General features: G+C 64.9%; 17 protein-coding genes. 2 read left to right on the top strand and 15 right to left on the bottom strand.

What is annotated here, in order from left to right; all coding sequences use genetic code 11:
• Positions 1-34: 34 nt before the first annotated feature.
• Positions 35-946 carry a metal ABC transporter ATPase gene (locus SD196_RS24675; RefSeq protein WP_275608943.1) on the top strand — a complete coding sequence of 304 codons (912 nt, stop codon included), beginning with the start codon at positions 35-37 and terminating at the stop codon, positions 944-946.
• Positions 947-1,008: 62 nt separating this feature from the next.
• Here SD196_RS24675 and SD196_RS24680 read toward each other — a convergent pair whose 3' ends face one another.
• The 6 genes from SD196_RS24680 to msbA all read right to left on the bottom strand — a co-directional run bounded on the left by SD196_RS24680 (position 1,009) and on the right by msbA (position 9,480).
• Positions 1,009-2,214, bottom strand: a complete 1,206-nt coding sequence (locus SD196_RS24680; RefSeq protein ID WP_275608944.1) for an acyl-CoA dehydrogenase family protein — start codon at positions 2,212-2,214, stop codon at positions 1,009-1,011.
• Between the two features lie 9 nt (positions 2,215-2,223).
• A complete protein-coding gene (locus SD196_RS24685; protein WP_416310784.1) occupies positions 2,224-3,507 on the bottom strand; it encodes an acyl-CoA dehydrogenase family protein in 1,284 nt (427 codons plus the stop codon).
• Between the two features lie 207 nt (positions 3,508-3,714).
• Entirely contained in the window at positions 3,715-5,139 is a 1,425-nt protein-coding gene (gene hldE, locus SD196_RS24690) for a bifunctional D-glycero-beta-D-manno-heptose-7-phosphate kinase/D-glycero-beta-D-manno-heptose 1-phosphate adenylyltransferase HldE (RefSeq protein WP_343576729.1), read from the bottom strand.
• A gap of 87 nt (positions 5,140-5,226) precedes the next feature.
• Positions 5,227-6,639 carry a PIG-L deacetylase family protein gene (locus SD196_RS24695; RefSeq protein WP_416310785.1) on the bottom strand — a complete coding sequence of 471 codons (1,413 nt, stop codon included), beginning with the start codon at positions 6,637-6,639 and terminating at the stop codon, positions 5,227-5,229.
• Between the two features lie 107 nt (positions 6,640-6,746).
• Positions 6,747-7,643: a GNAT family N-acetyltransferase gene (locus tag SD196_RS24700; RefSeq protein WP_343576722.1), complete on the bottom strand. Its 897-nt coding sequence runs from the start codon at positions 7,641-7,643 to the stop codon at positions 6,747-6,749.
• Positions 7,644-7,653: 10 nt separating this feature from the next.
• Positions 7,654-9,480 carry a lipid A export permease/ATP-binding protein MsbA gene (gene msbA / locus SD196_RS24705; protein WP_275608949.1) on the bottom strand — a complete coding sequence of 609 codons (1,827 nt, stop codon included), beginning with the start codon at positions 9,478-9,480 and terminating at the stop codon, positions 7,654-7,656.
• Positions 9,481-9,579: 99 nt separating this feature from the next.
• Here msbA and SD196_RS24710 point away from each other — a divergent pair, with 99 nt between their 5' ends.
• A complete protein-coding gene (locus tag SD196_RS24710; protein ID WP_275608950.1) occupies positions 9,580-10,230 on the top strand; it encodes a lipopolysaccharide kinase InaA family protein in 651 nt (216 codons plus the stop codon).
• On the opposite strand, the gene SD196_RS24715 is transcribed toward SD196_RS24710, so the two are convergent.
• From SD196_RS24715 to SD196_RS24755, 9 genes are read right to left on the bottom strand one after another with little or no spacing between them, the layout of a single operon-like run.
• Positions 10,214-11,437 (bottom strand): O-antigen ligase family protein, encoded by a 1,224-nt coding sequence (locus SD196_RS24715; RefSeq protein WP_275608951.1) that lies wholly within the window; start codon positions 11,435-11,437, stop codon positions 10,214-10,216. The genes SD196_RS24710 and SD196_RS24715 overlap by 17 nt on opposite strands.
• A 14-nt stretch (positions 11,438-11,451) precedes the next feature.
• A complete protein-coding gene (locus SD196_RS24720) occupies positions 11,452-12,333 on the bottom strand; it encodes a glycosyltransferase family 2 protein (RefSeq protein ID WP_331317795.1) in 882 nt (293 codons plus the stop codon).
• A gap of 15 nt (positions 12,334-12,348) precedes the next feature.
• Complete coding sequence (locus SD196_RS24725) at positions 12,349-13,305, bottom strand: glycosyltransferase family protein (protein ID WP_416310786.1); 957 nt, start codon at positions 13,303-13,305, stop codon at positions 12,349-12,351.
• Positions 13,302-14,204, bottom strand: a complete 903-nt coding sequence (locus tag SD196_RS24730) for a lipopolysaccharide core biosynthesis protein (RefSeq protein WP_331317799.1) — start codon at positions 14,202-14,204, stop codon at positions 13,302-13,304. The genes SD196_RS24725 and SD196_RS24730 overlap by 4 nt, the downstream gene beginning before the upstream one ends.
• Positions 14,201-14,872 carry an HAD family hydrolase gene (locus SD196_RS24735; protein ID WP_331317801.1) on the bottom strand — a complete coding sequence of 224 codons (672 nt, stop codon included), beginning with the start codon at positions 14,870-14,872 and terminating at the stop codon, positions 14,201-14,203. Before SD196_RS24735 ends, SD196_RS24730 begins: the two co-directional genes overlap by 4 nt.
• Positions 14,872-15,615 carry a 3-deoxy-manno-octulosonate cytidylyltransferase gene (locus tag SD196_RS24740; protein ID WP_331317803.1) on the bottom strand — a complete coding sequence of 248 codons (744 nt, stop codon included), beginning with the start codon at positions 15,613-15,615 and terminating at the stop codon, positions 14,872-14,874. Before SD196_RS24740 ends, SD196_RS24735 begins: the two co-directional genes overlap by 1 nt.
• Before the next feature lie 7 nt (positions 15,616-15,622).
• A complete protein-coding gene (locus tag SD196_RS24745) occupies positions 15,623-17,221 on the bottom strand; it encodes an aldolase catalytic domain-containing protein (protein ID WP_416310787.1) in 1,599 nt (532 codons plus the stop codon).
• A 31-nt stretch (positions 17,222-17,252) separates the two neighbouring features.
• Positions 17,253-18,383 carry a glycosyltransferase gene (locus tag SD196_RS24750; protein WP_416310788.1) on the bottom strand — a complete coding sequence of 377 codons (1,131 nt, stop codon included), beginning with the start codon at positions 18,381-18,383 and terminating at the stop codon, positions 17,253-17,255.
• The gene (locus SD196_RS24755; protein ID WP_017520455.1) at positions 18,367-20,124 is read right to left on the bottom strand and encodes a carbamoyltransferase; all 1,758 of its coding nucleotides are present in this window, start codon (positions 20,122-20,124) and stop codon (positions 18,367-18,369) included. The genes SD196_RS24750 and SD196_RS24755 overlap by 17 nt, the downstream gene beginning before the upstream one ends.

Raw genomic sequence — 20,124 nt, forward strand, 5'->3', positions numbered from 1 at the left:
GCCCGCCCGGCGCCCTGTACGAGAAGGAGCCCACATGCCCCGTACGCTCGCCCGCAAGGACCCGACCGCCTTCAAGACCCTGCCCCTGCTGGTGGAAGCCGGCACGGACAGCCTCGCCTACCAGACCCTCGGCAAGCCCCTGAACTTCGCCCAGGTGCTGGAACGCCGCCGTCCCATCCAGATCAACGACAGCGGGCGCTTCGTCGCCGAGCTGGCGAATCTGGGGGTCTCGGTGCGCCTGACCCTGAACTTCCAGGGCCGCGACCACTGGATTCTGGTGCGCCAGCGCCGCCTGGACCGTGGCGACACCGTGCTCAAGCTGATTTCCGGTTACGTACCGGCGCACGAACTGAACCTGCCGCTACTCACCGCGATCCAGGAAGTGGCCGAGGAATGCCTGGTGGAAACCGCCGACGGTTGGCTCGGCGGGCGCTTCGGCGACACCTGGCTGCCGACGCCCTATGAAGGTGCCCTGCGCTACCGCGAAGACAGCCACTTCTCCCTGACCCCGCTGTCCGGCGCCTCGCGCCCGGTCCAGGCCGGCGCCCTGCGCCTGCTGGAGCGTCCGCAGGCCTATGTGCACCTGCCGACCGCCTCGCTGCAGCTGGTCTATGACCTGCGCATGGAACTGCCCAAGGACGCCCGCGATGTCAGCCTGTTCCACGTCGACGAAAAACTCGAAAGCGGCCCGCTGGTGGCGCGCCTCGACCGTCGGCGTCCGGATCTCTACCTGCTGCCGCTGGAGCATGGCCGGCCCACCGGCGAGCTCTACACCCTGAGCAAGGGCGAGCTGTGCAAGGCCGGCACCCGAGGCCTGTGGCTGTCGGAAAGTTTCGCCGAGCAGGACGGCTGGCTGGTGCGCGAAGAGCGCATCCGATTCCGCGAATGGATGGAGCAGTGGCCGCCCGCCGCCGGCAATGCCGGCAGCGGGCGGCGCACGGCCTGACTCCACCGACCTGAACCGGCCATGCTGACTCTCGGATCACCCCTACAGAAAAGCGCCCCTCCTCACTTCAGCTGGCTCGAACTCTTGCCCAGGAGCCGCCGCGCCACGATCAGCAACTGGATCTGCTGGGTGCCCTCGAAGATGTCGAGAATCTTCGAATCCCGCGCCCACTTCTCCAGCAGCTCTTCCTCGCCGTAACCCAACGCTCCCGCCAGCTCCACGCATTTGAGCGTCACCTCGTTGGCCACGCGCCCGGCCTTGGCCTTGGCGATGGAGGCCTCCTTGGAGTTGGGCAAACGGTTGTCGGCCATCCACGCGGCCTTCAGGGTCAGCAGGCGCGCCGCTTCCCATTCGGCTTCCAGGCGATACAGCGTGGCCTCGGCATGGCTGGCGGTCAGCAGCGGCTGGCGATAGTCGAAGCGGCACCCTGCTTTCTTCAGTAGCTCGCCGGTGCGATCCAGCGAGGCCTTGGCCACGCCGATAGCCATGGCGGCCACCAGCGGGCGGGTGTTGTCGAAGGTTTCCATCACCCCGGCGAAGCCTTTCTGCACGTCGATCTCGGCGTTGCCCAGCAGGTTCGCCGCCGGCACGCGACAGTCGCTGAAGCTGATGGACGCCGTGTCCGACGCCTTGATGCCGAGTTTCTTCTCCAGGCGGGTGACGGTCATGCCCGGCGTGCCCTTCTCCACCACGAAGGACTTGATCGCCGCGCGGCCCAGGCTCTTGTCCAGGGTCGCCCAGACCACCACGGCGTCGGCGCGGGCGCCGGAGGTGACGAAGATCTTCTCGCCATTGAGCACGTAGTGATCGCCATCGCGGGTGGCGGTGGTGCGGATAGCCGCCGAATCGGAACCGCAGCCCGGCTCGGTGATGGCCATGGCCGCCCAAGTGCCGGAGAAGCGCTTGAGCTGTTCTTCATTGGCCACAGCGGCGATGGCCGCGTTGCCCAATCCCTGGCGCGGCATGGCCAGCAGCAGGCCAGTGTCGCCCCAGCACATTTCCATCACACCCAGGCAGGCGGAGAGGTTGCCGCCATTCTTCACGCCCTCCTCCGCGCCACTCTTGCGCTTACTGGCGGAAGTGGCGCCAACGGCGTCCGGCGAGCCGGCGTTCATACCGTCCAGCAGCGCGGCCAGCAGGTCCAGCTCCTTGGGATAGGCGTGCTCGGCCTTGTCGTACTTGCGGGAGATCGGTCGCAGGTAGTTCTCCGCCACCTGGCGGGCCTGGTTCTGCAGCGTACGGAATTTCTTCGGTGTTTCGAGATACATGGATAACTCCTACAGATGCAGACCGCCGGCCATCAGACTGATCGCGCGCAGGTCGCGGTACCAGCGCTCGGCTGGGTGTTCCTGGGTGAATCCGTGTCCACCGAGCAGTTGCACGGCGTCAGTGCCGATCTTCATGGCCTTCTCCGCGCAGAGCAGCTTCGCGAGATAGGCCTCGCGGTGGAACGCCTGGCCGCGTTCGGCCAGCGCGCAGGCGCGCCAGACCATCAGGCGCATGGCGTCCAGCTCGATGGCGATGTCCGCGACCATGAAGGCCACGCCCTGGCGATGGCTGATCGGCTCGCCGAACGCCTCGCGCTCGTTGCAGTAGGTGATCACATAGTCCAGCGCAGCCTGCCCGGTACCCACGGCCAGCGCGCACCAGGCCAGCGCGGTGTAGTCGAGGAAGGCCTGGTAGTCGAAGCGCTCCGCCGCCAGCCGCTGTTCGGCCGGCACCTTCACGCCCTTGAAGCGAACCCGCGCCGTGCCGGTGGCCTTCAGGCCCATGGCAGGCTCAGTACGCACCTCGACACCCTTGGCGCGGGTGTCGACAAGGAACAGCGCCGGACCATCGCCCGCGTCGGCCGCGACTATCAATTTCTGTGCATCCACGCCGTGCACGACCAGGCACTTTTCGCCGGACAGCATGTAGTTCGATCCGCGCTTGCGCGCCTTGGTGGACAAGCGTTGCGGATCGCCCAGCAGTTGCGGCTCGGTCACCGCGATGGCAATCAGCGGCGCCGCGTCTTCCGCAACGAAGGCCGGCAACCAGCGCGCCTGCTGCTCGGACGACGCCCAGCGGCGAATGCAGTTGGCTGCCGACAGCGGCACCAGCAGCGCGGCGGCCAGACTCAGGTCGCCTTGGGCGAGGGATTCGGCGATCAGCGCGTTGGTCACCGCGGTGCGCTCGCCAGCCATGCCGCCATGCACTTCGCTGACACCGTAATGGGTCAGGCCCAGCTCCTGCGCCTGGGCGAGCAGCTCCAGGCTGAGGCTGGCCTTGGCATCCGCGTCGTGGGCGGCGGGGCGCAGCACTTCGACGGCGAAACCTTCGAGCATTTCCACCAGCATCTGCTGCTCGTCGGACAGGGACAGGTCGAACAGGCCATCCGGGTCGACCTTGCGCGGGGTCTTGGTCTGCTTGGCGGCGCGCTCGCTGACCATGCGAAAGCCCGTGCGGCTGCCGCTGTAGAGCAGTTTCTCGAAGGGTTTGCGCAGCTTCAGGCGATCCGGCCAGTCGGCCTGGGCGACGCGGTTCAGCACGGCCAGGGCGCGGCCCTGCACATCGGTGGTCATGGCATCTCGCTCCGCGGAGGGTGGATGCCATCGATCATGCGCCGGGAATCGGCGGGGGAACCATGACCGCTTTGCCGTCGGTCGCTGGCAGAGCGGTCAGTGGGAGGTCCGCGCGAAGGCGAGTATCTGTAGGAGCGAGCTTGCTCGCGAACGAGTCCGCAGCGGGTTTTGTTCGCGAGCAAGCTCGCTCCTACAGAAAGTGAGGGATCAGCCCTGGTGCAGGATCTTCTCGACGATAGCGGTGGTGGAGCTGTTTTCCACCAGGCCCAGCACGCGGACGTCGCCGCCGTATGCCTTGACGATGTCAGCGCCGACCACCTGGTCCACGCCGTAGTCGCCGCCCTTCACCAGCACGTCAGGGCGGACTTCGGTCAGCAGGCGCTCGGGGGTGTCTTCGCCGAAGCTGACGACCCAGTCCACCGCGCCGAGGCCGGCCAGTACGGCCATCCGGCGGTCGACACTGTTGATCGGGCGGCCCGGGCCTTTCAGACGGGTCACCGAACCGTCGTCGTTGACCGCGACGATCAGACGGTCGCCCTGGGCGCGGGCCTGCTCCAGGTAGGTCACGTGGCCGGCGTGGAGGATGTCGAAGCAGCCATTGGTGAAGACGATCTTCTCGCCGTGAGCGCGGGCGTCCTCGATAGCCAGCAGCAGTTGATCGAGGCTCAGCACGCCACGCTCGGAGCCCTGCTCGCGCTGCACGGCGCGGCGCAGTTCCGGGGCGCTGATGGCGGCGGTACCGAGCTTGCCGACCACGATGCCGGCGGCCAGGTTGGCCAGGGCCACGGCTTGCGGCAGGTCTTCACCGGCAGCCAGGGCACCGGCCAGGGTGGAAATCACGGTGTCGCCGGCGCCGGTGACGTCGAACACTTCACGGGCACGGGCCGGCAGGTGCAGGGCGTTGTGGCCGGGGCGCAGCAGGGTCATGCCGTGCTCGCCACGGGTGACCAGCAGCGCGCCGAGTTCCAGCTCGGTCATCAGTTGCTGGCCCTTGGCGACCAGCTCGGCCTCGTCGGCGCAGCGGCCGACGATGGCTTCGAATTCGGAGAGGTTCGGGGTGATCAGGCTGGCGCCACGGTAGATGGCGAAGTCCTTGCCCTTGGGATCGGCCAGCACCGGGATGTTGCGCTGGCGGGCAGCCTGGATCAGTTGCTGATGGTTCTTCAGCGCACCCTTGCCGTAGTCGGAGAGCACCAGCACGCGGACGTTATCCAGCAACGCCTCGACGTCGACGGAGAGGGCCACGGCGTCGGTGCGGAAGGCTTCCTCGAAGTCCACGCGCAGCAGTTGCTGGTGGCGGCTCATGACTCGCAGCTTGACGATGGTCGGCTGACCGGCGATGCGCTGGAAACGGGTGGTCACGCCCACGGCCTTGAGGCTGTCGGTGAGACTGTCGGCGGCTTCGTCGACGCCGGTGACGCCGACCAGGAAGGCCGGGGCGCCGAGGGCGGCAAGGTTGAGCGCGACGTTGGCGGCGCCACCGGGACGGTCCTCATGCTGCTCGACCCGCACCACGGGCACCGGCGCCTCGGGCGAGATGCGCGAGGTCGCGCCGTGCCAGTAGCGGTCGAGCATAACGTCGCCAACCACCAGCACGGGGGCCTGATCGAATCGGGGCATGGTCAGTTTCATGGGAACTCCGCAGGTCGAAATCGCCGCGGATAATACCATAGCCGCCCAGTGCGACTTGCGCCGAGCACCGGGCAGTCACTGTATTGACTAGGGGACTTTGCGAACCCAGAACAGCTCGTGGCGGCGCACCGCCTTGCGGAAGAACTCGTCCTCGCCGGCCACCGGCCACTGGCGCCCGGCGAGCAGGCGCTGGATCAGGCGGCGCAGGCGCTTCTTGCCGCTGAGCGGGGTCTGCAGGTCGTGCTGCAGGGCGAGCGCCTGGGCCTTGTCGATGCGAGTAGCCGCATCGAGCACCGGGCTCCACAACGGGTCAGCCGGTAATGCTTCGATACAAGGAGGCAGGGCGATGCCGCCGTCGGCCGGGCCCATCGGCCAGCGGTCATTGTCGTGCAGGTGGTTGGCGTAGAGCAGCAGGGTCTGCGGCTTCCAGTTGCTGCGGCCAAGGGCTTCCAGCACGGCGCGGGTGGCGTGGACGTGGTCGGCGTGGGGGTCCAGTTCCGGATGGGCGGTGAGAATGACATCGGGGCGGACATGCTCGATCAGCGCGGTCAGGTCAGCCACCAGGTTCAACCAGGTCGGCGCGCCGTCACGGTCGGCGGGCAACTGCAGCGGGTTGAAGCTACGCGCGCTGCGCACATCGCTTTCGCCGGATTCCCGCGAGCCGAAGGCCTGGCTGGGCTCGGCCGCCATCGCCGGCAGTTGCAGGCAGTAGTAGCCCAGTTGCACGCAGCGCTCAGCGGGCACACCTCCCCAGAGCGGCGCAGCAATGCTGTCCCAGATACGCAGGCGGCCCTTCAGACGGGCGGCGGCGGCCTTGTCCAGGCCCAGGCGCTGGTAGTGCTCGGCCTCGATTTCGCCCTGGGTCAGGGTAACGATCCAGGCCTCCGGGCAGCGGCTGTACTGGCCAAAGGCGGCCAGTTCGGCGTCATCGGCATGGGGCGCGACGATCAGCAGGCGCTGACGGGCGTAATCGGGATTGTTGAAGGCGTGCAGCACAGCGTGTTGCGCCAGGCGGCAATGGCGGCCGCGGAGGCGCAGATGGCCGGCGCGCAGGGCATCGCCCTGGCCGGAGAGGTTGATGTAGCGCTTGCCGCTGACACCACGCTCGAAGTCCTGGCGGTCGCTCTCGCCGCCTTCGATCAGCACCTGCGGGTCGAGCCAGCGTCCAAGCAGGGAAGCCTTGACCTCGACTTCCAGCACAAGGGTTTCCGCGTCCGCCGGCAATGCGCCGTCGGCGAGGTGCAGGCCACGCGGGCCGAGGGAGACCGGCAAGGCCACGCTGCCTTGCGGGAAGTCGTAGCGGTAGTCGTCGCGTGGCGAGTAGAACAGGTGGTCGGCGAACCAGGCTTCGTGGGCGACCCAGCCGAGGATCACGGCCAGCGGCACGCTCCACCAGGGCGCGAAGATGCCGAGCAGAATCAGCGCCAGCAGGGCAATGAGCAGGACCACGCGTTTCTTGCGGCGGTGCTGTTTGAGCAGTTGCTGCTTGCGGGCGGTCATGGTGGTTCTCCGTTAAGTCGGCTGGAGCTGTAGGAGCGAGCTTGCTCGCGAACCCACCGGCGCGGCGGGGCTGTTCGCGAGCAAGCTCGCTCCTACGAAAAGCGGGATCAGACCTGGAATACCGGCACGCGGTGGCACCAACGGTCCTTGTACTCGCGGTCGGCGCGGCCGAACGAGTAGCGCAGCGGCTTGCCCAGCGCCTCGGCGTCGGCCCAGGCCTCCTGCGTGTTGACGAAGCTGAGCACGCTGCCAGGGCTGAAGTCGCGATTCTCCGGGGCGACGCCACCGTTGATGTATTCCACGCTGACCCATTTCGGCGCCTCGACCCGGTAGAGAATCTGGATCGCCACCGGCTCGCCGTCCAGGCGCACCAGGGAGCCGCGCATGAATTCACGCATCAGGCTGAAGACTTCGGCCAGCCGCGCCTTGCCCGGCACCTCGAACTCCCAGCGGCGCTGGAACAGGTCGGCATAGATGCGCGCCTGCTCCTCGGGGCTCAGCTCACTCATGGGCTGCAGCACGCCCCCCGCCTCTTCCAGCAGGCGCTGCTCGCGGCGCTGGTTGTAGCGGAACTTCTTGGAGAAATCGGCCGGCGCACGGTTCATCGCCAGCTGTTCGGGCTGCTCGCGGGCATCGCTCACCTGCTCGCGGTTCAGCTCGGAGAGGTAGCGAACCCGGTGGCGCAGCTCGATCCGCGCACCTTCGGCGATGGGCAGGATGATTTCGGCGTTGCCCAGGTCGAACAGCGCCTTCTTGCCCTCGCGCTTGAGCACGTCCTTGGACAGCGCCAGATTGCGCCCCCAGGTCGGTACGGCGGCGCGCAGTTCGTCGCCCTCGAACCAGCCAAGGTAGCGCACCGGGATACCGGCCAGGCTGGCGAGACGCTCGACCACGTCGGGATGGGTGGCGACGCTGCCACCGAAGGTCTGCCAGGCGACGGCATAATCAGCCGCCGCAATGGGCGTCCAGCCGCGTTCGCGGAAAAGGCGCAGTCGGTTCAGCATGTCAGGAACGTCAAACCGACTGCTCGGCGTTGGAACCTGCCTCGGCCGGCTCGTCGGCAAACTGTCGCGCATGCAGACGGGCGTAGTAGCCATTCTGCGCGATCAGCTGGTCGTGGCTGCCGCGCTCGACGATGTGACCCTGGTCCATCACCAGGATCAGGTCCGCCGCCTCGATGGTGCTCAGGCGGTGGGCGATCACCAGGGTGGTGCGGCCTTCCATGACCTTCTCCAGGGCGGCCTGGATGTGCCGCTCGGACTCGGTGTCCAGCGCCGAGGTGGCCTCGTCGAGGATCAGCACCGGCGCATCCTTGAGCAACGCACGGGCAATCGCCAGGCGCTGGCGCTGGCCGCCGGAGAGCATCACGCCGTTCTCGCCGACTTCGGTCTCGAATCCTTCAGGCAGACGATCGATGAACTCGCGGGCGAAGGCATCGTCGGCGGCCTTTTCCACCGCCTCGCGCGGCTTGCTGGCCAGGTCGCCGTAGGCGATGTTGTTCAGCACGCTGTCATTGAACAGGTTGACCTGCTGGGTCACCAGCGAGATGTGCTTGCGCAGGTTGGTCAGCTTGTAGTCTTCGACGTCCACGCCATCGAGCAGGATCTGCCCGTCGCTGTGGTCGTAGAAGCGCGGAATCAGGTTGGCCAGGGTCGACTTGCCGCTGCCGGAGCGGCCGACCAGCGCCACCATCTGGCCCGGCTCGACGCTGAAGTTCAGGTCCTTGAGCACCTGCTTCTCGGTGCCCGGGTAGGTGAAGCTGAGGTTCTTCACTTCCAGGCGGCCGTTCACGCGCTCGCGCTCGACGGTGCCATGATCCACTTCGGGTTGCTCGTCGAGCTGCTCGAAGATGCTCTCGGCGCCGGCCACGCCCTTCTGGATGGTCGAGCTGACTTCGGAGAGCTGGCGGATCGGTTTGGGCAGCAGGCCGGCCATGGAGATGTAGGCCACCAGGTCGCCGACAGTAGCGTCGCCGCGCAGCAGCAGCACCAGGTACAGCAGCACGGCCATGGCGCTGTAGATCACCAGTTGCAGCATCGGCGTGTAGATCGCCGAGGTCTTGTTCATGCGCAGGTTCTTGCTGGTGTTCTCGTCAGTCACGTTCTGGAAGCGCTGGCGCTCATAAGCCTCGCCACCGAAACTGCGAACCACGCGGTAACCCTGGATGGTCTCGGAGGACACATGGGTCACGTCGCCCATGGCCACCTGGATCTTCTTGCTCTGCTTGCGGAACTTGCGGCTGGCGCTGGTCACCATCAATGCGATGACCGGCAGGATCGCGAGCATCACCAGGGTCAGTTTCCAGTTCATGTACAGCAGCGAGAGGAACAGGAAGACCACGGTCATGCCTTCGCGGATCACTACCTTGATCGCGTCGGTGGCAGCGCCGGTGACCATGGTCACGTTGAAGGTGATGCGCGAGATCAGGTGCCCGGAGTTGTGGCTGTCGAAATAGCGGTTGGGCAGCGTCAGCAGATTGTTGAACAGTGCGATGCGCAGGTCCTGCACCAAGCCCAGGGAGACCTTGGCGATGAAGTAGTTGCCCAGGAACGAGCCGACACCCTGCCAGACCGCGATCAGTACCACCAGCAGCGGCACCGCATACAGCAGTTGCAGGTCACGCAACCAGGCCAGCGGCGCGTTGGGGAACAGCTTGGCGTCCGGATGGGCCAGGCCGTCGACGAAGTACTTGAGGATGCCCGCCAGCATTGGCTGGGTAGCGGCGAAGATCAGGAAGCCGACGATGCTGAGCAGGAACATCCCGATGTACGGGCGTACATAGGAAAGCAGTCGGAAATAAATCTTCAGGCTGGAGGGAGCCTGGGTTTCGTTGCCGGCCATGTAGGAATCGCACGCTTAAAAGGTTGGCGATTATAACACAGCGCTCTCGTTTGCCCGGCGGCTGGGCTACTATAGCCCGCTCTTGAACAGGACCACGCCATGCAAGACCTTGCCCTCCCCGCCTACGAATCGCTGCGCGCCGGCGCCCAGGTGCTGGAAGCCGACAAGCACGGCGACAAGGTCCTGCGGCTGGCGGACGGCAACTTCCTGAAACTGTTCCGGCGCAAGCGCCTGATTTCCTCGGCGGCGTTCTATCCCTACGCCCAGCGCTTCGCCGACAACACCCGGACCCTGCAACGCCTGGCGGTGCCCTGCCCCGAGATCATCGCGGTCTATCGCATCGCCGATATCGCTCGCGACGCCGTGCATTACCGGCCACTACCGGGCGATACGCTGCGTCAGGTCATCGCCGCCGGCGAGGCCGACCAGCAGCTCGCTGCGCAGTTGGGCACGCTGATCGCGGACCTGCACGATCAGGGCGTGTACTTCCGCTCGCTGCACCTGGGGAACGTGGTGAAGACGCCCGAAGGCAGGCTGGGCCTGATCGACCTCGCCGATATGAAGAAGCAGCGCCGGGCGCTGTCCCGTCTGCAGCGCAAGCGCAACTTCGCCCACATGCTGCGTTATGCCAACGACCGCCAGTGGTTGCTGGAGGGCAACACCGACAGCCTGTCGAAGGCCTACCTCGCGCGCAGCCCGGTGCGCTGGAGCCTGCCGGAGCTCAAGCAGATTCTCAGCTCGGCTCCATGACCGCCGGCCGCACCTGCGGCCAGCGCTCCAGGCACAGTCCCAGCAGGATCACGACCCAGGGCATCAGCCACATGGCGCGCGTACGCTCCCACAGGCTGAAGACGTCGAACTGCATGGCCACGCTGGAGAATACCCAGAGCAACATCACCGACAGCCCCAGCGCGCGCGTCCGGCAACGCCAGGCGTGAAGCCCTATCATTCCCCACAGCAGCAGGAACAGCAGCAGTGCCGGCACGCCGTACTGGAGGGCGGTGTGCACCAGGAAATTATGCGCGCCATTGCGGTAGATGATCGTCGCACTGGCTACCGAATAATCGCCCCCCAGCCCCACTCCCGTCCAAAGGTGCTCCTGGATCTGCGGCCAGGCATTGCGTAGCAGATCGAAGCGCTGGGCATCGCCGCGCGCCAGCAACCCCGGTTCGACCACGAAGAGAATCGCCCCCCCCAACAACAGCAAGAACGGCAGCAGCTTGGCGACCCGACCGGGCACCAGGCTCAGGCTGAAGATCGCGGTAACCATCAGGGCCAGAAGCGCCCCTCGGCTCCCACACAACACCACGTAGATCAGCGAGACGGCCAGCAGCATCGCCCAGGGTAACTGCTGCCAGCCCCGGCGAGGCAGTAACGGCACGCACATCACCGTGACGAAGGCGATCGAATAGGCCGCCGCATTGGGGTTGTCGAGGAATCCGCCAAGTCCGTTCAGGCGACCGCCGCCAAATTCCGGCTTCAGGATCAGGGCAGCCACGCTGTAGAAACCGATCACCAGTGCCAGCGAGAGCATGGCCAGGCGTAACCGCCGCTCATCCGCGCGCCCCCAGAGCACCCAACCCTGGATAAGCAGCATGAACAGCGCCGCCTCCTTGAATGAGCCCAGCGGATTGCCGCCACCCTTGGACCAGAGCAGCGACAGGACCGCCCAACCGAACAGCGCCAGCAGCACCCACATTTCCTTGTGGGCCCGAAGCAGATGTCCAAGCTCCTGTCGGCGGGCAATGCACAGCCACAGAGACGGCAGGTAGACGAACAGGATGACCATCTGAGAGTAGAACTTCATGGTCGGCGTCAGCATCACACCACCGATGCTCCAGAGCACTCCGACTCCAAGCATCGCCTCGGCGATTCGGCTACCCCGTCGCTGGCTCGCCCCCATCGGCGTCAGACGCGGGCACCAGGCCCTCCAGGCGTGCGCAATCACATCCTTCATCGAAAAACTTCTTCCTACCCGAACTTGAACAACAAATGGCGAATCCTCCGCCAGGTGACGCGATTCCAACGCCAAGGCGGCAATTGCAGCAGCAGCGACCAGGCGTAAGCCTTGTCCCCGACGACGGACTGCTTGAGCGCCTTGTTGACGATGCAGGTCATGCCCGCGAGGTATGCCGGGTGGTCACGGTAAGGGGCGACTGTCATACAGTCGTAATCGAACTGGCGCCGGTAGGCCGTCTTCGAAAAGTTGCCGTCATGACGACGGTAGCCGCTGACCACGTCCGGTAGAACTTCGACCCGATAGCCCAGGTGGGCGATCTTCAGGGTCATCTGGAAATCCTGGATACGAATCTCCGGATCGTAGCCCCCGACCCGCTCAATGGCCTCACGGCGATACATCGCCACCGTTGCGCCGATGGCAATGGCATGCCCCAGCAGGTCGTCGAAACTGTAGCTGCGTATGCCATTGCGCTGTTCGCCCTTCAGGCGCTTGCCATCAGCGTCGATATAGACGACGCGCCCTCCGAGGCAGCCGACCTCGGGGTGATCCTTCATATAGTTGGCCTGAAGGCTCAAGCGCCCCGGCATCATGATGTCATCGGAGTCCGGCGTTGCCACCAATTCGCCGCGGGCATGGCGCAAAGCCGTGTTGAGCGCGGCGCTGACACCCTGGTTGGCCTGACGGTAAAACTGGAAGTCGAAGCGTTGCTGCAGTGCCTGGATTCTCTCGACGCTGGCATCCTGCGAACCGTCGTCCACCACGATCAACTCGAAGTTCGGATAGTCCTGCTCGAGAATGCTCAGCAGCGTCTCTTCGATGTAGCGCTCTCGGTTGTAACAGGGCACCAATACGGAAATCAGCGGGTATTCCACAGTTCCCTCGGCAGCTGCCATTGGATGAGCCACGGGTCAGACCCTCAACGCCAGGCGCAGGCGTTCCAGCATGCCGGGTTGAGGCCGCTCGCGCAGGGGAGGTGTCATGGCCCGGACGATCCGAGCACCGATCTGCCCGAAACCGAAACCGTCCTGCGCCAGCTTCCGCCCCGCTTCGGCAATCCGAGCCACTCGTTGCGGGTCCTCTCGAAGCATCTTCAGCTTGCTGCGAAGCTGGGCAACGTCGCGGTACAGCACCACGTTGTGCATATCCTGCAAGCCGAGAGCGCGGTTCTCCGCCTCGCCCTGGTCGTAGGCCAGTAACACACAGCCGCAGGCCATGGCCTCGAAATTCTTGATCATGTACTCACCCATGCCGACATCCGCGCTGACGAAGAAGCGAATGCGGTTGAGGGTGTTCAGGTAGTCCTCGCCTGAATTGGTCTTGGTAACCAGCAGGTTTTCCACCTTGCCCAGCTCGTCCAGCAGCGCCTTGCGGCCACTGTAGGCAACGCTGCCAGTGCTCCCCACGAAAGCCAGCTCGATATCGCGCTCGCGACCCAAGTCACGGAGCAGGTCCTGGTCGTAGCCCTTGGGCACGAAAACCGCATCGAAACCTTCCTGGCGCAGCCGCTCGCTGACCATGAAGCCGGAACTGATCACGCGCGCCCAGGGCAGACGGCGATAGTGGGCGCTGAACTTCCCGGTGTATTTGCAGGGAATGTAGTTCTGGTAGGCGTCGTGTTCGAGGATGACCAGGTTGGGCACGCTGCGGATGAAGGCGGCCTGACGCATCTCCTTCTTGAAGCGCAGGAAGAACAGGATGCGGTCGTATTTCGAGACATCCACGTGCTCGCGGAAGTAACGGCGCAGGTTGGCCTGCTCGTCACTGGTCAGCCAGCGCAGGTCGCACTCGCAATGCTCGGCGATACCGTCATACAGCCGATCGAGGATCGCACGTTGTTCTTTTTGGACCAGGAACAGGACCTTCATACCGACTTGCCCACCTCAGGAGACAATGGTTGCGACGCTGCCAAGGCCACCAGTTCATGGACCTGGGCAAGGTTGACCTTGGGGATCAACTCGCCGGGAAGGCGGCTCTCGCGGGAAAGATTGAACACCTGGAACCCGGAGTCGATGACCTGCCGGGCCAGCAGGCTGAAATTTGGCAGGATGTGCCCGTCGAAATCATCGTCCAGGCGGCTTTTTACCTGGACGCCGGCAGGATCGTAGAACTGTCCGAGAGACGAATTCATATCTACGCCCACGAGGAACACCTTGTCGAAACCCAAGTAATACGCCAACTGAATGGCGACATAGGCAATGGTGCGAGCGGAGAAGTAACCCCGACCGAAGTTCCGGCTGAAACCCAAGCGGTTGGCGGCCTGGCTTAGCAAGGACCAGTTCATGACGAAATCCGGGTCCTTCCGGGCCGACCAGGCGAACGCGCGGTCTGAGCGTTGGGGCACATCCGCCCAACGATTGACACGCTCCATCAGCAGAAGGTTCTCCGCCTGCAGCGCCTGCGGCTCCTTTGCGTACAACCGCTTCATGGCCTCCATCCCCAGCGCCGCCCATTGCGACAGGTGAATGCCACTGGCAACGGCAGTGCTTTTCTTTTCGGCCACACCGGCATCGTCGCAAAGGTAGAAGAACGGACGCACGCCCTCCTGCTCGAAGCGGGCGATGGAGCCGTTCATCGCGATCATCGGTACATGGGCGTAGTCCTTCAGGGGAAACTCCGCCACCGATGGCCCCGAGGCGATGATGAAGACCGCCCCGCTGCGACTATTGCGCAGCAGTTGCCAGGACGGCAGACGACGCGCCTGCCCGGAAGGCAGGTGCAAGGTACGCTCGCCGGAAGGTCCGGCCTCCAGAGTCACAACCGTCATGGGGTTTCTTCTATCCCGAGCAACGCCTGGATATCACGGAGCACTGCGACGGACTTGTCGGCGAAGAAGGCGGCCGCGTCGTGGAATTCACTCCAGCCGTCAAGGAAGACGAAATCCAGTCCAGCCTCATGGGCGCACTGGTAATCGAAGCGGCTGTCCCCCAGGAACAGGGCGGGGCCGGCGATATTGCCGCTAGCCAGTTCGCGGGCAAGGATACGGTCCTTCGGCGTCGGGCTACCGAAGATGCCACCATCGAACAGGCGGTCCAGGCCGCGAGCGGAAAACACGTCGCGCAACTCGGCCTCATCACCGCCCGAAACGATCAGCCAACGGCTATCGGGCAACTGCGCTCGCAACGCCTGCAACCCCGGCGCCACGGCACAGTCCAGCAATCCTTGGCGAACGGCGGCAGCGTATTGCTCGAGGAGACCGGGGAGCAATGCCTGAACGTCCTCCGCCCTCACGATGTCCTGCAGGAAATACTCGAACTTGCGATAGCGGGATATGCCGCCGTTGGCCTGGTGATAATCAACGAAGGCCTGCGCAGCGCTGCCCCCGAACGGCAGTGCAACTTCGTGGAAAGCCCGGGTCTTCACTGCGTTGGAGTCCAACACGACGCCATCGCAATCGAACACCAGGCAGCGGTAGTCGGCGAGATTGCGCAGCATCACAGTCCCCGCGCCCGAATGGCCGCCTCGGCCGTCTCGATGTCTTCAGGGTTGTCCACGGCGATGGAGTCCTGCGACAGTTCAAGCATCCGCACCTCCCAACCCAGCTCCAGGAAACGCAGTATCTCGATGTCCTCCAGACTCTCCAGCGGTGTTTTGCTCGTGCAGGCGGCAAAGGCCTCGAGCGCGGCACGAGGGAAGGCGTACAGACAGACCTGACGCCAGGCCTTGATGAACTCGTCCGCCTTGGTGCCGGGAATAGTCGCGCGAGACATGTAGAGCAGGCGGCCATCGGGACGCATGACCACCTTGGGCGTGCTCGTACTACGGAACTGCAGTTCCTGCTCGATGGCGCAGAACCCGTTGAGCACCTCGTCCGGCCATTGGGCGCTGGCCTCGATCATGCGCAGCAGGTCGTCCGGGTTGAAGACTGGCTCGTCACCCTGCACGTTGATGAACACATCCGCATTGAGCTGCTGCGCGCATTCGGCGAGACGGTCGGTACCGGTAAGGCAGTCCCCGGAGGTCATCAGCACGGCAATGGAGTGCGCCTCGCATACCTGGCGAATCCGCTCATCGTCGGTCGCGACGTAGATTCGTTCAGCCGGACAAGCCTTCAGGCACTGCCGGTAGGTACGCACGATCATCGGAACGCCGTTCAGCTCCACCAGCGGCTTGCCCGGCAAGCGGCTGGACTGGTAGCGAGCGGGAATGATCACGGCGTAATCGAGCTGAGCGGACATAGATGACTCAAAGGGCATAGATGGAAGAACAGGGAACCTGATAGCGGGTCGGTGTTATCGCCAGCAATTCGGGCACTGCCTGCTGAGCCTGATAAGCCTCCAGCACGTCGTTGACCTCGACATTGCGCGGATCCTCGCCGGGATAGCCGTCGAAACCCGCCAGCAGAACCCGCCGGGCCTTGCCGCTGGCCGCGATTGCCAACGCATAGGCCGCCACCAGCGACGTCGGCAATGTACAGTGCCGGGCATGGAAACCAAAGCCCTGCCTGTCGATGGACAAACCAAAGTCCAGAAGCGCTTTGCCCTTCAAGGAATTCAGCACATCCTCGGGCAACATGCTCGCCGGCGTGATCAGCGGCTGCGGCAGTTGCACGTGCTCGGCACCATCGGCCATCAGGCGTAACGGATGGCAGGCCGCGCGCAAATGGATCAGCTCAGGAGAAATATCGGTCTGTGTATTGAGCGCCAGCACCACGGGGTTGGCCTTGCGGATGTAATGCTCGATGGCATCACGATGCCTGGCCACGCCGGCACCGCTGCCGAGCAGCAGCACCTCCCGGTCGGCCAGCCTCTCCTGCGGAGCCCACTCACCCCGAGGAGAGCCGTGGTAGAAGTGCCGCGATGCCTCGAGAGTGTCCGGGTTGTACTTTTTACCGCCGCTGGTGCGCAGCGCCTGGATCGCGACCAGCAGATCCGAATCGCTGTAACGCGAGTCAGCCAGCATTTCCTGGACGTAGGTGGGGTGAATGCCATGCATTCCCGCCAGGTAGTAATAAGGATTGGTACCCCAGCCGTAGCGCTGCTGCATCGGCTGGAAGCGCCTCGACACCAGTTGCAGAAGCGCCGAGAGATTGCGCTTGCCATGCTGCATGGCGAGGTATTCGATGCGCGCGTTGCCCGGACCGCGCCCCATGCCAAGCACAGTGCCGTCGACCCAGGTCGCGCCGGCCTCGATGGCTTCAAGCGTGTTGGCGTGGGCCAGTGCGCGATTATCATGCGCATGGATCCCCAGCGGGCCGTCCCATTCGCGACGCAGCAGGGCGATGATCGCGCGCACATCGGCGGGCGAAAGGCTGCCCATGCTGTCGGCGAAATAGAGCACGTCCAGCCCGAACTGCTGCGCCGATGCAGCCAATTGCAGGATGGTTTCGTCAGACTGTTCGGCGATCTGCATCAGGTTGATGCCGACCCGGTAGCCCTGCTGTTTCAACCAGCGGCAAGCTGGCAATACCGCTTGGAACTCATGGGCATGACTGGCGATGCGCACCAGGTCGATCGGGGACTCCTGCGCGCAAGCAAACAGGAGCGCCGCAGCGGCAAGCGGCCCTTCGGCATGCTGGACCAGCTCACTGGCATTGACCATCACGCCGTAGCAGACGCCCGGAACCAGCGGCAAGCTGGCGAGAAAGGCATCGCTGCTGTAGGCGTATCCGCCGCGAAAACCGTGCCGGGGAAAACCGCGCAGACCCAACTCGACATAATCGATACCCGCACTGGCCACAGCCTGCAGGTACTCGCGAACCAGATCCGCGTCGAAGTCCCAGTTGTTGTAGTAACCGCCGTCTCGCAATGTGCAATCCAGCAAGAAGACTTTCGAATCGCGCACGTCATGTCCCTCCAACGCGGTAAAGCGGCAGTCAGCGCTCGGCAACGAGCGCCTTCACCAGCGGCAAGCTCCAGAACTCCCGACGCACGGCGCCGTCGGAGAAGCGCGTCTGCAGGCGTTGCTCCATCTGTTGCGCGCAGGCCTCGCGCTGGCCGCGGTCGAGCGCCGCCATATGTCCAAGGCCTTCGGCCAGGGCTTTCTCGTCGCGCAGCGGGAACAGGATGCCAACGCCTTCGACCACTTCGCTGGCGCCGCCACCTGCGCTCGCGATCACCGGCACGCCCGCAGCCATCGCCTCCAGCAGGACCATGCCGAACGGTTCATGGTCGGAGCTCAGGGCGAACACGTCGAATGCCTTGAAATAACGCTTGGCATCGGGAACCTGGCCGAGGAACAGCACGCGCTCGGCGATACCCAGTTCGCGAGCCAGATCCTTGAGGTCTTCTTCCAGGCGGCCCTTGCCGAGGATCGCCAGCAGACTGTTGTGCGGCAGGCGCGGCAGCGCCTGGGCGAAGCCGCGCAGCAGGGTGGCCTGGTCCTTGTCCGGATGCAGACGGCCGACGTTGCCGACCACCCAGGCGTTGTCCGCCAGCCCCAGGTGCTGACGCGCAGGATAGCGATCGACCTGCTGCGCCTGCAGCGCGTCGACATCGACCCGGTTGTAGAGGGTCTCGATGCGCTCCTGCGGCCAGGCAGGCAGGCAGGCGCGGATTTCGTCGCGCACCGCGTTCGAGACGCCCAGCAGGCTCAGGCGCTCGGCGAAGATGCGCGCGAACAGCTTGCGCCCCAGGCGCTGGAAATCACCGAAGCCGTGGTGCACGCCGATGATCGGCAGCCGGGTGCCGAGCATCGCGATCCAGGTCGGTTTGAAGCGGTGCGCAATGCAGAAGCGGAAGTCCCGGGAGCGGGCGATTTCGCGTAGATCGCGGATCGCCTTGAGCTTCAACCCGCGGATGTCCCGCGAGCTGTAGTCGAGGAACAGCACCTCGTCGCTGGCGCAGCCGGAGGCCACTTCCGGGTCGGGCGCGCCGGTGAGGAACACCGTGGTGACCCGGTAGCCGGTGCCGGCGAACAGGCTGGCATATTGACGGGCGCAATCCAGGAAGGGCCCGTCATAGCCGTGGCAGAACTGCAGGACGCGCGGTTCAGCCGAGCGAGTCATAGGCCGCCGCGCCATCCTTGACCACCAGGATGTCCTGCATGATCAGGTATTGCAGGTCCGACCCGTAGAACATGTTCAGCGCGTCGGTGGGCGAGCAGATCATCGGCTCGCCACGGCGGTTCAGCGAGGTATTGAGCGCCACGCCGTTGCCGGTGAGCTTCTCCAGCTCCTTCATCATGTCGTAGTAGCGCGGGTTGAACTCGCGCTTGAGGACCTGGGCGCGGGAGGTGCCGTCCTCGTGGACGACTTCCGGCACGCGGGTCTTCCACTCTTCGTTGACTTCGAAGGTGAAGGTCATGAACGGCGCCGGGTGGTCGATCTTGAACATCTGCGGGCCGACGGTATCCAGCATCGACGGGCAGAAGGGCCTCCAGCGCTCGCGGAACTTGATCTGCGCGTTGATGCGGTCGGCGACGCCGGGAACGCTCGGGCAACCGATGATCGAGCGGCCACCGAGGGCGCGCGGGCCGAACTCCATGCGGCCCTGGAACCAGGCCACCGGGTTGCCGTCCACCAGCACCTTGGCGATCAGCTCCGGCACGTTGTCGATCTTGCGCCATACCGGCTTGGCCTCGTGGCGGGCGCAGGCGGCGATGACGTCTTCGTTGCTGTATTCCGGGCCGAGGTAGACGTGCTCCATCTTCTCGACCGGCACACCGCGTTCCCAGGACACGTACGCGGCGGCGCCAACGGCGGTGCCGGCGTCGCTGGCCGCGGGCTGCACATACAGCTCCTTGACCTCGGGACGGGCGATGATCTTCTGGTTGAGCTTGACGTTCAGCGCGCAGCCGCCGGCGAAGGCGATCTTGCCGGTTTCGCGGATGATGTCGCCCAGGTAGTAATCCATCATCTCCAGCGCCAGCTTCTCGAACAGTGCCTGGATGCTGGCGGCGTAGTGGATGTACGGATCGTCGGCGATGTCGCCTTCACGCTTGGGACCGAGCCACTCGATCAGCTTGGGCGAGAAGTAGTAGCCCTTGCCCTTTTCCTTGTAGCGACGGAAGCCGATGACGTTGGCGTAGTCGGTGTTGATGATCAGCTCGCCGTTCTCGAACTTGGCCAGGCGGGAGAAATCGTACTTGCTGGCGTCGCCGTAGGGCGCCATGCCCATGACCTTGAACTCTCCGTCGAGCATGTCGAAGCCGAGGTACTCGGTCAGCGCGCCGTACAGGCCACCCAGGGAGTCCGGATCGTAGAACTCCTTGATCTTGTGGATCTTGCCGTTCTCGCCGTAGCCGAAGAAGGTGGTGGCGTACTCGCCCTTGCCGTCGATCCCGAGGATCGCGGTCTTCTCCTTGAAGCCCGAGCAGTGGTAGGCGCTGGAGGCGTGGGCCAGGTGGTGCTCGACCGGCTGGATCTTGGTTTTCTTCAGGTCGAAGCCCAGCTGCTGCAGGCACCACTGGATGCGCTTGTAGTAGCGGTGGTAGCGGCGGTTGCCGAGCAGGATGGCGTCCAGCGCGCGGTCCGGAGCGTAGGCGTAGCGCTTGGCGTAGTGCCAGCGGGCCTTGTCGAAGATGCTGATGGGCGCGAAGGGAATGGCCACCACGTCAACGTCCGACGGCTTGATCCCGGCCTGCTCCAGGCAGAACTTGGCCGACTCGTAGGGCATGCGGTTCTTCGCGTGCTTGTCGCGGACGAAGCGCTCTTCTTCGACAGCCGCGACCAGCTTGCCGTCGATGTACAGGGCGGCGGAAGGGTCATGGCTTACGGCGCCGGACAGGCCGAGGATGGTCAATGCCAC

The organism is Pseudomonas macauensis, from assembly GCF_047902425.1.
In the GTDB taxonomy this organism is placed as follows: domain Bacteria; phylum Pseudomonadota; class Gammaproteobacteria; order Pseudomonadales; family Pseudomonadaceae; genus Pseudomonas.

Excerpts from the sequence above, each read along its gene's own strand:
- SD196_RS24740 (WP_331317803.1), bottom strand. The coding sequence starts at position 15,615 with ATGTCCGCTCAGCTCGATTACGCCGTGATCATTCCCGCTCGCTACCAG.
- SD196_RS24685 (WP_416310784.1), bottom strand. The coding sequence starts at position 3,507 with ATGACCACCGATGTGCAGGGCCGCGCCCTGGCCGTGCTGAACCGCGTC.
- SD196_RS24695 (WP_416310785.1), bottom strand. The coding sequence starts at position 6,639 with ATGACCGCCCGCAAGCAGCAACTGCTCAAACAGCACCGCCGCAAGAAA.
- SD196_RS24720 (WP_331317795.1), bottom strand. The coding sequence starts at position 12,333 with ATGGCAGCTGCCGAGGGAACTGTGGAATACCCGCTGATTTCCGTATTG.
- hldE (WP_343576729.1), bottom strand. The coding sequence starts at position 5,139 with ATGAAACTGACCATGCCCCGATTCGATCAGGCCCCCGTGCTGGTGGTT.
- SD196_RS24725 (WP_416310786.1), bottom strand. The coding sequence starts at position 13,305 with ATGAAGGTCCTGTTCCTGGTCCAAAAAGAACAACGTGCGATCCTCGAT.
- SD196_RS24750 (WP_416310788.1), bottom strand. The coding sequence starts at position 18,383 with ATGACTCGCTCGGCTGAACCGCGCGTCCTGCAGTTCTGCCACGGCTAT.
- SD196_RS24710 (WP_275608950.1), top strand. The coding sequence starts at position 9,580 with ATGCAAGACCTTGCCCTCCCCGCCTACGAATCGCTGCGCGCCGGCGCC.
- SD196_RS24715 (WP_275608951.1), bottom strand. The coding sequence starts at position 11,437 with ATGAAGGATGTGATTGCGCACGCCTGGAGGGCCTGGTGCCCGCGTCTG.
- msbA (WP_275608949.1), bottom strand. The coding sequence starts at position 9,480 with ATGGCCGGCAACGAAACCCAGGCTCCCTCCAGCCTGAAGATTTATTTC.
- SD196_RS24675 (WP_275608943.1), top strand. The coding sequence starts at position 35 with ATGCCCCGTACGCTCGCCCGCAAGGACCCGACCGCCTTCAAGACCCTG.
- SD196_RS24700 (WP_343576722.1), bottom strand. The coding sequence starts at position 7,643 with ATGCTGAACCGACTGCGCCTTTTCCGCGAACGCGGCTGGACGCCCATT.
- SD196_RS24680 (WP_275608944.1), bottom strand. The coding sequence starts at position 2,214 with ATGTATCTCGAAACACCGAAGAAATTCCGTACGCTGCAGAACCAGGCC.
- SD196_RS24735 (WP_331317801.1), bottom strand. The coding sequence starts at position 14,872 with ATGCTGCGCAATCTCGCCGACTACCGCTGCCTGGTGTTCGATTGCGAT.
- SD196_RS24730 (WP_331317799.1), bottom strand. The coding sequence starts at position 14,204 with ATGACGGTTGTGACTCTGGAGGCCGGACCTTCCGGCGAGCGTACCTTG.